This is a genomic window from Phycicoccus elongatus Lp2 (assembly GCF_000367525.1).
Taxonomy (GTDB): domain Bacteria; phylum Actinomycetota; class Actinomycetes; order Actinomycetales; family Dermatophilaceae; genus Phycicoccus_A; species Phycicoccus_A elongatus.
In genome coordinates, this window is sequence record NZ_HF570956.1 from 1,145,279 (window position 1) to 1,158,428 (window position 13,150).

Genomic DNA, 13,150 nt, shown 5'->3' on the forward strand with positions numbered 1-13,150 from the left:
GCACGCGCCCGGGTCAGCCTGCCGCCAGGCGGGCCTCGAAGAGTCGTCGCACGGCACCGTCGGAACGGATCAGGTCGAGCGCCAACGCGGCGTGACCGGGCACGTAGCCGTTGCCGACGAGCATGGTGACGTCCGCTGCCAGGCCCTCGGCGCCGAGTGCGGCAGCGGCGAAGTTCGTGGCCATCGAGAAGAAGATGACCGTGCCACCCTCAGCGGTGGACAGGATCGCCGGTTGCTCGCACCCCGGCACGTCGACGCAGACGACGGTGACATCCGCAGGTCCACCGGCTGCCGCCACCGCTTCGCTCAGCCCGAGCGGGGAGCGCGCGTCAGCGATGACGACCTGGTCGGCGAGCCCGGAGTCGGTCAACAGGTCTGCCTCGGCCTTGAAGGGCACGACGCCGATCGTCCGCCCGGCACCGGATTGGCGGGCAGCGGCCAGCGACAAGGAGCCCGACTTGCCGGCACTGCCGAGGACGGCCACCGTCGGCGCGAAGCCGCGCGCGGCATACGAGGTGACCACGCGGGAGACGAGCGCGGGAGCCCCACACACGTCCATCACCATGAGGGCGAGTTCGGGACTCAGGTCGTCGGGGAGTTTCGCGGCGATGGTGCGCCCGAAGAGGATCGCGTGACCCGTCGCGGGGATGCGCTCGGAGCTGCCGTCCCAGCGCTCGAGGCCGTCGGTGATCGCGAGGGGCGTGAGCGAGAGCGAGACCAAGGTGGCCACCCGATCCCCCACCTGGAGGCCCAGCGTCGACTCCGGGCCGACGTCCGCAACGGTCCCGATGAGCATGCCGCCCGACCAGGTCACGGGGTTCTGCATCTTGCCGCGGCTCGCGATGATCTCGAGGACCTCGTCGCGGATGGCTGCCCCGTCGCCGGCATGCTTGTCGTGGAGTTGCCGGAAGGAGGCGGCGTCGAGATTGAGGGTCTCGATGTCGATGCGCACCTCGTCGGGCCACACCTGCGGGCGGGTGTCGAGGCGCCGCGCCGCCTGCGGCAGGCTCGACCCGACGGGCTCGAGGACTCGGTGGACGCCGACCGGTGACGACGGGGTGGTGGGTTGACGGGTATCCATGGGAAGAAACTCCTCGGACTCGACACGACACCGAAGGATTTGCGGTCCAACTAGGTGATTGCACGATCTCTTGCGTATCCTGCCACGTATGGCGACAGACCTCGAACAGCCCTATGTCTATCGGCGACGCACCCTCGTCGAGCCGGACTGGACCCGCCTCCCGGGCTACCGCGACGTCACCGCGGCGCAATGGGAGGACGTGCAGTGGCAGCGGGTCAACTGCGTCAAGAATGTCAAGCAACTGCGAGAGCTGATGGGCGACCTGCTCACCGAGTCCTTCTACGAGGACCTCGAGCGGGACCAGGCCGAGCGCGCGACGATGTCGATGCTCATCCCGCCGCAGATGATGAACACCATGGTCCCCGCGACCGACGACGGTATGCCGGCCGCCGGCCACGACTTCACCGAGGCCTTCCTTGCGGACCCGGTCCGCCGCTACATGATCCCGGTCTTCTCCGACCGCCGGTCCGATTGGCCCTCGCACCCCTTCGCCACGCGCGACAGCCTCCACGAGCACGACATGTGGGCGGTCGAGGGGCTGACGCACCGCTATCCGACCAAGGTGTTGGCCGAGATGCTGCCGACCTGTCCGCAGTACTGCGGGCACTGCACGCGGATGGACCTCGTGGGCAACTCCACGCCCCAGGTCGCCAAACTCAAGCTCGCGGGCAAGCCGGTCGACCGGTATGCCGCGATGCTCGACTACCTCCAGCGCACCCCGGGTGTGCGCGATGTCGTCGTCTCCGGCGGCGACGTCGCCAACATGCCGTGGAAGAACCTCGAGGGCTTCCTCGACAAGCTGCTCGAGGTCGACACCATCCGCGACATCCGGCTCGCGACCAAGGCGCTCATGGGGTTGCCCCAGCACTGGCTCCAGCCCGACGTCGTCGAAGGCGTCGCCCGGGTCTCGGCCAAGGCGCGCTCCCGCGGGGTGTCGGTGGCGATCCACACGCACGTCAACAATGTGCAGTCGGTGACCCCTCTCGTCGCCAAGGCAGCCGTCGCGATGCTCGATGCCGGGCTCCGGAATGTCCGCAATCAGGGCGTCCTCATGCGTGGCGTCAACGACACGCCCGAGCAACTCCTCGACCTCTGTTTCGCCCTGCAGGACGAGGCGATGATCACGCCTTACTACTTCTACATGTGCGACATGATCCCCTTCTCGGAGCACTGGCGCCTGTCGCTTCGCGAGGCCCAGGAGTTGCAGCACGCGATCATGGGCTACCTGCCCGGGTTTGCGACACCGCGCATCGTCTGCGATGTGCCGTTCGTCGGCAAGCGTTGGGTGCACCAAGTTGAGTCCTACGACCGCGACAAGGGAATGTCGTTCTGGCGCAAGCACTATCGCACCTCGATCGAGGCCGGGGACGAGCAAGCGCTCTCGCGGGAGTATGTCTACTACGACCCGATCTACACCTTGTCGCAGCTCGGCCAGGACTGGTGGCGCAAGAACACCGACATGGACGCCCTGCACGCCGCAGCCTTCGAGGAGGCCGGCGCCAGTCGACATGCCTCGGTGAGGATCCACGCCTGACGGCGGTCTCAACACGGGCGGCATAGGGTTGGTTCCCATGTCGCGCAAGGACTCGGCGGGGACCCCTGCCACCGTCGTCCTCACCCGGGCGGGCGTGCCCTTCACGACCCATGCCTACGATCACGACCCCTCGGCGCGGTCCTTCGGCCTGGAGGCCGCCGAGGTTCTCGGGCTCCCGCCCGACCAGGTCTTCAAGACCTTGCTCGTCGACACCGGTCAGGAGCTCGCCGTCGGGATCGTGCCGGTCAATTGCACCCTCGACCTCAAGGCCATCGCGCACGCCCTGGGTGTCAAGAAGGCCGAGATGGCCGACCCGCGAGCCGCCCAGCGGTCGTCGGGCTATGTCGTGGGTGGCATCTCACCGATCGGCCAGAAGCGCCCTCTGCGAACCGTGCTCGACGAGACCGCAGTCCTGCACGACCGGGTCTACGTCTCCGGTGGCCGACGGGGCTTCGACATCGGTCTCTCCCCCACGGATCTGCTCGCGATCACCCAGGCGGTCCTCGCCGACGTCGCCAGGTGACCGGTCACTCCCAGGGGGTGGACAGGACGATCGTCGTGCGCGTGGACACATTCGCCGCCGCGCGCACCTTGGCGATCAGCTCCTCGAGAGCGGCCGGAGAGGCGACGCGCACCTTGAGGACGTAGCTCATGTCGCCGGCGACCGAGTGGCACTCCTCGATCTCAGGTATGCCGCGCAGCCGGTCCGGGACGTCGTCGGGCGCGGCGGGGTCCAGCGGGGTGATCGACATGAAGGCCGTCAGCGCATTGCCCAGCGCGACGTGATCCACGCGCGCGGCATACCCCGCGAGGACGCCACGCTCCTCGAGGCGCCGAACTCGCTGGTGCACGGCCGAGGTCGACAGGCCGAGTTGCTTGCCCAGGTCCGTGAAACTCATCCGCCCATCGGCCCTCAGCAGGTCCACGATGCGCCGGTCGGTCTGTTCCACACGCTCACCCTAGTTGGCGACGTGGATAGGGTGCTCGCATGTCCGGGGAACGCCTGCTGCTGTTGGATTCCGCCTCGCTCTATTTCCGGGCCTTCTACGGAGTTCCGGACCAACGGGAGAGCCCGACCGAGCACCCCACGAATGCGGTCCGTGGCTTCATCGACATGCTCGCCACGCTGATCAATGCCCACCATCCCACCGAACTCGTCGCCTGCTGGGACAACGACTGGCGCCCGCAGTGGAGGGTCGACCTGATCCCGAGCTACAAGGCCCATCGGGTGGCCGGCGTGTCGGACGCCGTCCCTGCCGGGGAGGAACCCGATCAGGAGCATCCCGCGACCGGAGGCCTCGCCGAGGAGGTCCCCGACGATCTGGGACCGCAGGTGCCGCTCATCGTCGACGCTCTGACCGCCTTCGGGATCGCTCGGATCGGCGTTGACGGGTACGAGGCGGATGACGTCATCGGCTCCCTGGTGGCCAGGCACAAGGGCCGCCTTCCCATCGACGTCGTCTCCGGCGACCGCGACATGCTGCAACTGGTCGACGACGCCGCCCCGGTGCGGGTGCTCTACACCGGCAAGGGCGGTGTCCGCGAGCCCGATATCGGCACCGAGGCGATGCTGCGCGAGAAGTATGCCGTGGCGCACGGTGAGGGGTATCTCGAGATGTCGATCCTGCGCGGCGACACCAGTGACGGACTACCCGGCGTCAAGGGGATCGGCGACAAGACCGCGGCCCAACTCATCTCTGAATTCGGTTCTCTCGCAGCGATCCGGGCTGCTGTCGACAATGGTGATGCTCGCCTCAAGGGGGCGCGGAGGACCAATCTGGAGGCGGCTGCCGACTACCTCGATGTCGCTCCCACGGTCGTGCGGGTGGCGCCCGACGCACCCCTGCCCGACACCGACCTGAGGCTGCCCACCACGGTGGCCGACACGCGCCTGCTCAGCGAACTGGCGTCCACCTACGGCCTGACGTCACCGATCAACCGCCTGCTGTCCGCGCTCGGCCTGGGCTGAGGCGCGCCGCCGCCGCAGGCCTCAGTCGGTCGCGACGACGCCGCGCAGGATCGCGTCCATCGCCTTGCGTGCCGTGCGGCGGACTTCGGCGTCGTCGGCGGCATCGGCGACCTGCCCGAGCAGGTCGACGACCTGTTTGCAGCGGCGCACGAAGTCACCGGCGGTGAGGTCACTTCCACGAAGCACCTGGTCGAGATCGCGACCACTGGCCCAGCGGTGCATCGCCCACGCGATTCCGCCATCCGGGGCGCCGGTCGGCGTGAGTCCGTGCTCGGTCTCCAGGCCCTCCACGTCGCTCCACAACCGCTGCATGTGCGTCACGGCTGCAGCCACCTCGTCGGTCGGCATCCGAGGTGACACGTCTGTGCCCTCGCCACGGGGCTCGTGCACCAGGGCCGAGACGCAGGCCGCCAGGCCCGGGGCATCGAGACGCTTCCACACGTTCTCACGCAGGCAGAGGGCCGCCAGCAGGTCCTTCTCGCTGTAGAGCCGTCGCAGCCGCTCCCCGTCGGCGGTCACGGACTCGCCGTCAGCGCTCAGATAGCCGATCTGGGCGAGAGCCGCGCAGATCCGGTCGAAGGTCCTGGCCACGGTGTTGGTGCGGCCCTCGACCTTGCGCTGCAGGCCGACCGTCTCCCGCTTCAGTCGCCACCATCGCTCCGCCCAGCGGGCATGGTCCTCGCGTTCGGGACACTGGTGGCACGGGTGCGCCTTGAGCCGGCGGCGCAGGTCGTCCACGCGGGCGCTGCGCTCCCCCGTCGTTTCGGCACCGGCACCGGCTTCGCGCGCTTGCCGCGCGGCATACGGCTCACCGTGCGGGAGAGCGATGCGCAGCGAGGTCGCGAGGTCACGGCGCGCCTTGGGGTTCTTGGCGTTGAAGTGGCTGGGCACCTTGACGCGGGCCACTGCGGCGACCGGGGCGGGGACGTCGTTGAGGGTCACCTTGTGCAGGTGCTTGTCCTCGGTGACGACGGTCGGTCCTGACCACTCCCCCTTGTGGGAGCGCGCGGGGGTGACGACGACGGCCCACCCGGAGCGCCGGCCGGAGCCGATCCGGAAGACATCGCCGATGCGCAGGTCCTCCATCGACAGGGCCGCCTCGGCCCGGCGACTCGCGGCGCGTTGCCGCGCGCCATCCTTCTCGGCGTCGGCGAGGGCACGCCGCAATTCGGCATACTCCCGGAAGTCACCGAGGTGACACGTCATCGACTCGGCATAGCCCTCGAGCGCCTCCTCGTTGCGGCGCACGCTCGTCGCCAGGCCGACGACGCCGCGATCGGCCTGGAACTGCGCAAAGGACGTCTCGAGGATCTCGCGCGCCGTGTGGCGCCCAACGCGGGCGACCAGGTTGACCGCCATGTTGTAGGTCGGCCGAAAACTCGAGCGCAGCGGATAGGTGCGGGTCGACGCCAACCCGCCGACCGCCATCGGGTCGAGCCCCCGTGACCACTGGACGACTGCGTGCCCCTCGATGTCGATGCCGCGCCTCCCGGCCCGCCCGGTGAGCTGGGTGTACTCGGCCGGCGTCACCTCGACATGGGCCTCGCCGTTGAACTTCACCAGCTTCTCGAGCACCACCGTGCGCGCCGGCATGTTGATGCCGAGGGCGAGGGTCTCCGTCGCGTAGACCGAGCGGATCCTCCCCTCGGTGAAGAGTTCCTCGACGATCTCCCGGAAGAGCGGCAGCATCCCGGCGTGGTGTGCCGCGAAGCCACGCGACAGGCCGTCGACGAAGTCCCAATAGCCCAGGACGCCCAACTCGGCATCGGTGAGGTGACCGACGCGCTGCTCGACCAGCCGCCGGATGCGGTGTCCCTCGGCCTCCGGGATCAGCTTGACTCCGGCGCTCAGCAGTTGCGCGACCGCCCCCTCGCACCCGGCACGGCTGAAGATGAAGGTGATGGCGGGCAGCAGGCCGTCCTGGTCGAGCTCGAGGACCACCTCGGCGCGGGTGGCCCCGCCGCCGGGGCGGCCGCCTCGTCGCTGGTCGGGTCCACCCCGCTTCTCCGGTATGCCGCGGCCCCCCCTCGCGCGCGTCCCTCCCCCGCCGCGTCCGCGCCGCGGCTCGTCCATGAAGGCCCCGGATCGCTCCTGGCGCCGAATCGCCTCCAGCAGTTCGGGATTGATCCGCGCCACGCCGGTGCTGCGACGCTCGCGTGACCCGAGAATGTTGGCGTCGTCCACTCCGGCGAAGAGGTCGAACATCGTCTGCCCGACGAGCATGTGCTGCCAGAGCGGCACGGGCCGGTGCTCGGAGACGATCACGGCGGTGTTGCCGCGCACCTCGGTGAGCCAGTCGCCGAACTCCTCGGCATTGCTCACCGTCGCCGACAGCGACACCACCTGGACGGACTCGGGCAGCAGGATGATGACCTCCTCCCACACCCCGCCCCGGAAGCGGTCGGCGAGGTAGTGAACCTCGTCCATGACGACGTGGCTGAGGCCCTCGAGAGTCCGCGACCCGGCATACAGCATGTTGCGGAGTACCTCGGTCGTCATGACGACAACGGGGGCCTCACCACGGATGGAGGTGTCCCCGGTGAGCAGCCCGACGTTGTCGGCTCCGTGGCGGGCGACGAGGTCGTGGTACTTCTGGTTGGACAGCGCCTTGATCGGGGTGGTGTAGAACGCCTTGCGGCCGGTCGCGAGGGCGGCATGGACGGCGAACTCACCGACGATCGTCTTACCGGCCCCGGTGGGAGCGGCGACGAGCACTCCCTGCCCCCCCTCGACGGCGAGGCAGGCCTCGACCTGGAAGTCATCGAGAGGGAAGCCCTGCTCGGCGGCGAAGTCACGCAGCAGCGGCCCGGTCATGGGGCCAAACCTACGTCAGGACGGTGAGCGCACCGGGGACGACCTCGCAGCTCAGCGGCAGGGGCGCGAACCGCTCGCCGTCGGCATACCCGACGATGCCGGTCGCCTCGAGGTGGACCCGGTGCGCGCGGTGGGTCGTCACGGCCGGGTGGTCGACATGCGCGCCGCTGAAGACCTTGGGGAAGACCCGCAGGAACTCGGGCGTCGAGATCCTGGAGAGGACCAGGACGTCGAGCAGCCCGTCGTCGAACTTCGCGCCCGGGACCACCTTCATCCCCCCGCCGTAGGCCGGTCCGTTGCCGACCGCGACCAGCATCGCCTCGGTCTCGATTCGCTCCCCGTCCAGGGTGAGGACGTAGGGGATCGCCCGGAAGACCGGCAGCTCACGCAGGATGGCCAGGTTGTAGCGCATCTGGCCCTTGGGCCAGCGCCAGCCGTTGGCCCGCTCGTTGACGACGGCGTCGAAGCCGGCCGCGAGGACGCCCCCGAACCAGATCGTCGAGCCGTCACCGATGACCGACCGGGCCAGGTCCACCCGGCGGGCGGTGCCCCGCTCGATCCGCTCGACCGCCTCGATCGCGTTCCGCACCGGCAACCCGAGCTCGCGCGCGATGTCGTTGCCGGTACCGGCCGCGATGATGCCCAGGGGCACATCGGTCTGGGCGCACAGGTTGAGGCCGAGGTGGACCATGCCGTCACCGCCGGACACGACGAGCCGGTCGATCCGCCCCTGAGCCAAGGCCTCACGTGCCTGCCCCTTGGCGCTGTCGGCATCCATTCCCGAGAGGTCGACGATCTCGTGGCCGCGAGCCCTCAGCAGCGTTGCCGCCTCGGTGCCGATGCGACCGCCGGTGTTCTTGCCCGAGGTGGGATTGATGACCATCCCGATGCGCAGTGTCACGGGGGGAGGCTATCGCCCTTGGCCACGCGCGGACCCACAGACATCAGATGGCGCTGGCGGCCTCGTCGTCGGTCTCGAGCCACTCAGGTCGGCTCCTCGAGCGCCGCTTGTCCAGCACCTTGGTGAAACCGAGCGCCGCGAAGAACAGCACGATGAGGGGCCCGGCCAGCAGGAACATGGTGAAGGGGTCCGGGGTCGGCATCATGATCGCGCTGAAGACGAGGATCGCGAAGACCGAGATCCGCCATCCCTTGGCGAGGCGCTCGAAGGGCAGGACGCCGATGAGATTGAGCGCGATGATGAAGACCGGCAGGAGGAAGGCGAAGCCGAAGGCCAGGATGAAGCGGACGACGAAACTCATGTAGTCGGAGAGTTGCTGGATGTTGGACACATCGTTGAGCGAGAAGTCCAGCAGGACCTTGACGACATAGGGCAGCGACACGCGCGCCATGGCGCACCCGGCCAGGAAGAGCGGGACCGCGGCTGCGATGAAGGACAGCGAGATGCGCTTCTCCTTCTTCGTCAGCCCGGGGACGATGAACGCCCAGATCTGGTAGAGCCACACCGGGCTCGAGATGAGCACGCCCAGGAAGATCGCGATGCTCAGATGTTGCGAGAAGGCCGAGGTCAGGCCGCTGTATGCCGTCGTCACGACCTTGTCGGGGTGGGCGGCCTCGTAGTCCTTGTAGGGCTTGAGCAGATCCTCGATCACCGGGTCATAGACGAACCAGCCGAAGGCAGTGGCGATCAGCAGGGTGATGCCGGACTTGACGATCCGTTGCCGCAACTCACGCAGGTGCTCCCCGAGCGGCATCCGACCTTCGGGGTCACGCGGACGACGGCGCGGCAGGGCCATGGGACAGAGTTCGCGAACGAATCGGAGGTCAGGCGGAGCGGTCGTTGCGCTCGGTCACCGGGTTGACGGTGTCTGTGGCATCGTCGGCAGCACGCTCGATCTTCTCGCCCTCGACGGTGGCCCGGCTGGCTTTGCTCTGCTCGTGCTCGGCCTTCATCTCGTCCACCTCGGACTTGAAGATCCGCATCGAGCGGCCCAGGCTGCGCGCTGCATCCGGGAGGCGCTTGAATCCGAAGAGCAGGAGGAAGGCCACCACGATGATGATGATGTGCCATGGCTTGAGTGCGCCCATTGGTGGTCGGTGTCCCTTCGGGTGACGCTTGGTCTGACTGCCGGTCCAGTGTAGACGGGCGCGCCTGTGCCGATCCTGTCCCGTCCCCATGGGTCCGAGGCTTCCGTCGCCATGACAACGGAAATCGCGGACGCAAGGAGGGGCAGGCGGCTCTAGGCGTATGCCGCGAGCGCAGCTCGCGCAGCCGCGGCGACCTCGCCGCGCAAGGATTCCGGCGCCGTGACGACGGCGTGCCCGGCCAGGCGCAGCATCAGGCGCACCAGCCACTGCGTGTCGGCAGTGCGCAGGTCGACCTCTGTCATCCCGTCACCGAGATCCCGCACCGCCTCGACGGGGTAGTAGTCCACGATCCACCGGGCGACCCTATCGAGCCGCAGCGTGACGACCTCGTCGTCCGGTCCGGGTTGGAAGATCCCGCCAGCGAGGTCGCGCAATGTGGCTGCCGGTGGCGGCGTGGCCGCGACGTCGAGCACCTCGAGGGCCTCGATCCGGTCCAGGCGGAACATCCGCATCGCCTCGGCGCGATGACACCACCCTTCGAGGTAGATCCGGCCGTCCATCGAAATCACCCGCAGGGGGTCGACATCGCGCTCGGTGGACTCGTCCCGCCCTGGCACGAGGTACTCCAGGCGCACCCTGCGCCCTGCCTCCACCGCTGCGCGCGCGCGACCGACCAGGTCCTCGTCGACCGGGTCCGCGGCCTGCACCGTGACCGAGGCCGCCGCCTGCCCGAAGGATCCTGCGGCCGCCTCGAGCTTGGCCAGGGCCCGCTGCGCCGCGTCCCGCTCGTGGAGCCCCGGCAGCGACAGCAGGGCCTGCAGCCCCACCATCAGCGAGACCGCTTCGTCGAGCCCGAGCCGCAGCGGTTTGGCGATCGTCTCGGCATTGCTCAGGAAGACCTTGCCGCCCTCCCAGCTCGCATCGATGAGTTCGTCTGGCATGTTCCCGTAACCGCAGACGAAGAGCAGGTTGAGGTCGCTCTCGAGTTGCGGCACCGAGATGCCCAGGCCGCGAGCCGCCTCCTCGACGTCGATGCCCTGCCGGTTGACCAACCACGGCACCATGGTGAGCAGACGGGCCAGCCGGGCCTGGGCTGTCTCGACCGGCTGCTTCGCGCCCGCCATCACGGTCTCCCTTCGTGCGCGGCCAAGGTGGCCCGGAGACGGGCCACGACCGCACGTTGCAGGTCGACCGGCTGCTCGACCCGCACGTCGGCGCCGTGGCTGGCGATGTCGGTGGCGAACTCGTCGAGGTCGCGGTGGTCGACGTCGATCAGGGAGAAGTCGTCGTCGATCTCCCCCACAGTTCGGGCCTGCCGGCGCAGGTAGTGCCCACGCCCGACGCGCACCCGCAGGACCGCGGGGCTCGGTTCGGCCACCGAGGTCGAGCCGCTCACGAGCACGTGCGGATCATGGTCGGCCGGGATGTCGTAACTCCCCGGCGTCCCGATCCGCGTGACCTCGCCGGAGATTCGCGAGAGTCGGAAGACCCGCGGCGCATCCCGGTCGAGATCTCGGCCGGTGACATACCAGCGACCGTGCCAGAGCACTACGCGCCACGGTTCGAGCCGACGGGTCGTCGTCTCGTCCGAGTCCGCTCGCCGATAGTCGAAGGAAACCGGTGCCCGCGCGATGACCGCGTCCTTGAAGGCGTCGAAGGACGGCTCAGCGGTGCGCAGGCGCGGCTCGATGCCGATGAGCGACTCCTCGTCGCGCTCGACATCCGTGGCACGCAGTTTGCGCAGAGCCTGGGTCGCGGCCCCGCCGAGCGAGGCCTGAGCCCAGGCGCGCGCTGCCAGACCCAACACGGTGAGCTCGTCGCGTTCGAAGGCGATGTCGGGCAGGGCGTACTCGCGCTGGTCGATCCGATAGCCCTGCTCGTCGTCCCATCCGGCCGACACGACCTCTGTGACGAGCGGAATTCCCAGTTCGCGCAGTTCGTCCTTGTCACGCTCGAAGGTTCGGTCGAAGGCCTCGGCCGAAGGCGCCGCGGCATACGCCTCGATGGTCCGGCGGATCTGTGCCTTGGTGAGTGGGCGCCGCGTGTAGAGCAGCACCAGCACCAGGTTGAGCAGCCGCTCGGTCTTGGCGGCCGGGCTGTTCGTGGCACTCATGGCGGGCACGATACGCCAGCCACCGGGCCGGTCTTGGTTACGCTCGCTGGGTGATGTCGTGGCGTCGGGCCGAGGTCCTGCGAGAGGTCCGTCGGTGGTCCGGAGCAGTGGAGTATGCCGTGCGGCTGGCCACCGAGGACCCCGCCGGACTGCCGAGTGAGGTGCGCGCCCTGGCCTATCTGGCAATGGTCGGTGAACCCTGTCCCGGCGACACGGTGCTGCTCAACGTCAGTGCCCTCGTCAAGGGCCTGGGCACCGGCGGGCTGGCGCTCGTCGTCGCCGTCCCCGATCGGCTCCCCCCTGATGTCGATGGGCCGGGCCACATCGTCAAGGCGCGCTACACGCCCCAGCAGCAGATGTTCCTCGCCATCGACGAGCAGGACTCTCCCCACCACGACGCTCTGAGTGACGCTGTCGCCGCCGCGGGCTCACTCGGGAGCATGCCGGTCGTCGTGGCCGATCTCCACTCGGCGCTCCCCGCGATCCTCGCCGGGATCCGGGCCGAAGCGCCGGACCTGCGTGTCGTCTACGTCATGACCGATGGGGGTGCGCTCCCCATGGCGTTCTCCCGGTCGGTGGCCGGCCTCATCGACGCCGGCTGGCTGACCTCGACGATCACCGTCGGCCAGGCCTTCGGTGGGGAGCACGAGGCGGTGACGCTCCACAGCGCCCTGGTCGCGGCTCGACGAGTGCTCGCCGCCGACATCGTCGTCGTGACCCAGGGGCCGGGCAACGTCGGCACCGGCACACCCTGGGGCTTCTCCGGGGTTGCCGCCGGAGAGGCCCTCAATGCCGCCTGGACTCTGGGCGGCACCGGGATCGGTGCCGTGCGGGTGTCCTTCGGCGACGCCCGCGGGCGGCACCGAGGCCTCTCGCACCACAGCCGAACCGCCTACGGGCGGGTCTGCCTGGCCCCCGCCACCCTCCCCTACGCGACCCCGACGAACGTCGCGCAGGAACTCGTGGCGGAGCAGGTCCATGCCCTGGCTGCCGACGCGACCGCACCTCTGAGACCGGTGGCGGTCGAGGCGGCCGGCCTGCGGCAGGCCCTCGAAGCGGTTCCAGTGGGCCTGTCGACCATGGGACGCGGGCTCGACGCCGACCCGGAGGCCTTCATCGCGTCAGCGATCGCTGGTCGATGGGCTGCGAGCATCCGGTCCTGCGCCCCCGGCACGCCTGAGTAGGCGTCAGCGCACCGACACCAGGTCGACGACGAAGATCAAGGTCTCGCCGGGCTTGATCGCCGCGCCCGCCCCTCGATCGCCGTAGCCCAGGTGGGGCGGGATGACCAACTTGCGGCGCCCACCGACCTTCATGCCGAGAATGCCGTCGTCCCAGCCGCGGATGACCTGGCCGATGCCGAGCCGGAAGTCGAGCGGAGCGCCACGGTTCCAGGAGGCATCGAACTCCTCGCCGGTGCTGTGGGCGACGCCGACGTAGTGGGCACTGATGGTGCTGCCGCGGGTCGCCTCGTCACCATCGCCCTCCCAGATGTCCTCGATGACGAGGTCGGTGGGGGCGGCGTCCCCGGGGAAGTCGATCTCGGGCTTGGTGGTGTCAGGGTCGAAAGGCATGGCTGCTCCTTGGTCG

The 13,150-nt window shown here is 69.2% G+C and carries 13 protein-coding genes; 4 read left to right on the forward strand and 9 right to left on the reverse strand.

Features of this window, described 5'->3' with window-relative positions:
• Nucleotides 1-13 precede the first annotated feature (13 nt).
• The gene (gene kdd / locus BN10_RS05480) at nucleotides 14-1,081 is read right to left on the reverse strand and encodes an L-erythro-3,5-diaminohexanoate dehydrogenase (protein ID WP_010850196.1); all 1,068 of its coding nucleotides are present in this window, start codon (nucleotides 1,079-1,081) and stop codon (nucleotides 14-16) included.
• Nucleotides 1,082-1,169: 88 nt separating this feature from the next.
• On the opposite strand from kdd, the gene BN10_RS05485 reads away from it, so the two are divergent.
• Both BN10_RS05485 and ybaK read left to right on the forward strand, forming a co-directional pair.
• Nucleotides 1,170-2,615, forward strand: coding sequence for a KamA family radical SAM protein (locus BN10_RS05485; RefSeq protein WP_010850197.1), 1,446 nt, complete (start codon nucleotides 1,170-1,172; stop codon nucleotides 2,613-2,615).
• A gap of 37 nt (nucleotides 2,616-2,652) precedes the next feature.
• A complete protein-coding gene (gene ybaK, locus BN10_RS05490; protein ID WP_010850198.1) occupies nucleotides 2,653-3,138 on the forward strand; it encodes a Cys-tRNA(Pro) deacylase in 486 nt (161 codons plus the stop codon).
• A 4-nt stretch (nucleotides 3,139-3,142) separates the two neighbouring features.
• Here ybaK and BN10_RS05495 read toward each other — a convergent pair whose 3' ends face one another.
• Nucleotides 3,143-3,565 carry an Lrp/AsnC family transcriptional regulator gene (locus BN10_RS05495; protein ID WP_010850199.1) on the reverse strand — a complete coding sequence of 141 codons (423 nt, stop codon included), beginning with the start codon at nucleotides 3,563-3,565 and terminating at the stop codon, nucleotides 3,143-3,145.
• A 38-nt stretch (nucleotides 3,566-3,603) separates the two neighbouring features.
• Between BN10_RS05495 and BN10_RS05500 the strand changes: the two genes are divergently transcribed.
• A complete protein-coding gene (locus tag BN10_RS05500; protein ID WP_010850200.1) occupies nucleotides 3,604-4,584 on the forward strand; it encodes a 5'-3' exonuclease in 981 nt (326 codons plus the stop codon).
• Between the two features lie 21 nt (nucleotides 4,585-4,605).
• On the opposite strand, the gene BN10_RS05505 is transcribed toward BN10_RS05500, so the two are convergent.
• The 6 genes from BN10_RS05505 to BN10_RS05530 form a co-directional block, all read right to left on the reverse strand.
• On the reverse strand, nucleotides 4,606-7,398 hold the full coding sequence (locus tag BN10_RS05505) for a DEAD/DEAH box helicase (RefSeq protein WP_010850201.1): 2,793 nt from the start codon (nucleotides 7,396-7,398) through the stop codon (nucleotides 4,606-4,608).
• A gap of 10 nt (nucleotides 7,399-7,408) precedes the next feature.
• Nucleotides 7,409-8,299, reverse strand: a complete 891-nt coding sequence (locus tag BN10_RS05510; RefSeq protein WP_010850202.1) for a diacylglycerol kinase — start codon at nucleotides 8,297-8,299, stop codon at nucleotides 7,409-7,411.
• Between the two features lie 43 nt (nucleotides 8,300-8,342).
• Nucleotides 8,343-9,155, reverse strand: coding sequence for a twin-arginine translocase subunit TatC (gene tatC / locus BN10_RS05515; RefSeq protein ID WP_010850203.1), 813 nt, complete (start codon nucleotides 9,153-9,155; stop codon nucleotides 8,343-8,345).
• Between the two features lie 28 nt (nucleotides 9,156-9,183).
• Nucleotides 9,184-9,447, reverse strand: coding sequence for a Sec-independent protein translocase subunit TatA (gene tatA, locus BN10_RS05520; RefSeq protein WP_010850204.1), 264 nt, complete (start codon nucleotides 9,445-9,447; stop codon nucleotides 9,184-9,186).
• A gap of 152 nt (nucleotides 9,448-9,599) precedes the next feature.
• Nucleotides 9,600-10,571, reverse strand: coding sequence for a helix-turn-helix transcriptional regulator (locus tag BN10_RS05525; RefSeq protein WP_010850205.1), 972 nt, complete (start codon nucleotides 10,569-10,571; stop codon nucleotides 9,600-9,602).
• Nucleotides 10,571-11,560, reverse strand: a complete 990-nt coding sequence (locus BN10_RS05530; RefSeq protein WP_010850206.1) for a helix-turn-helix transcriptional regulator — start codon at nucleotides 11,558-11,560, stop codon at nucleotides 10,571-10,573. Before BN10_RS05530 ends, BN10_RS05525 begins: the two co-directional genes overlap by 1 nt.
• Before the next feature lie 50 nt (nucleotides 11,561-11,610).
• On the opposite strand from BN10_RS05530, the gene BN10_RS05535 reads away from it, so the two are divergent.
• Nucleotides 11,611-12,744 (forward strand): DUF3866 family protein, encoded by a 1,134-nt coding sequence (locus tag BN10_RS05535; protein WP_010850207.1) that lies wholly within the window; start codon nucleotides 11,611-11,613, stop codon nucleotides 12,742-12,744.
• Between the two features lie 3 nt (nucleotides 12,745-12,747).
• On the opposite strand, the gene BN10_RS05540 is transcribed toward BN10_RS05535, so the two are convergent.
• The gene (locus BN10_RS05540; RefSeq protein ID WP_010850208.1) at nucleotides 12,748-13,134 is read right to left on the reverse strand and encodes an FKBP-type peptidyl-prolyl cis-trans isomerase; all 387 of its coding nucleotides are present in this window, start codon (nucleotides 13,132-13,134) and stop codon (nucleotides 12,748-12,750) included.
• Nucleotides 13,135-13,150: the final 16 nt, after the last annotated feature.

Coding starts and splice junctions, on each gene's coding strand:
- kdd (WP_010850196.1), bottom strand. CDS start 1,081: ATGGATACCCGTCAACCCACCACCCCGTCGTCACCGGTCGGCGTCCAC.
- BN10_RS05485 (WP_010850197.1), top strand. CDS start 1,170: ATGGCGACAGACCTCGAACAGCCCTATGTCTATCGGCGACGCACCCTC.
- ybaK (WP_010850198.1), top strand. CDS start 2,653: ATGTCGCGCAAGGACTCGGCGGGGACCCCTGCCACCGTCGTCCTCACC.
- BN10_RS05500 (WP_010850200.1), top strand. CDS start 3,604: ATGTCCGGGGAACGCCTGCTGCTGTTGGATTCCGCCTCGCTCTATTTC.
- BN10_RS05505 (WP_010850201.1), bottom strand. CDS start 7,398: ATGACCGGGCCGCTGCTGCGTGACTTCGCCGCCGAGCAGGGCTTCCCT.
- tatC (WP_010850203.1), bottom strand. CDS start 9,155: ATGGCCCTGCCGCGCCGTCGTCCGCGTGACCCCGAAGGTCGGATGCCG.
- tatA (WP_010850204.1), bottom strand. CDS start 9,447: ATGGGCGCACTCAAGCCATGGCACATCATCATCATCGTGGTGGCCTTC.
- BN10_RS05525 (WP_010850205.1), bottom strand. CDS start 10,571: ATGGCGGGCGCGAAGCAGCCGGTCGAGACAGCCCAGGCCCGGCTGGCC.
- BN10_RS05530 (WP_010850206.1), bottom strand. CDS start 11,560: ATGAGTGCCACGAACAGCCCGGCCGCCAAGACCGAGCGGCTGCTCAAC.
- BN10_RS05540 (WP_010850208.1), bottom strand. CDS start 13,134: ATGCCTTTCGACCCTGACACCACCAAGCCCGAGATCGACTTCCCCGGG.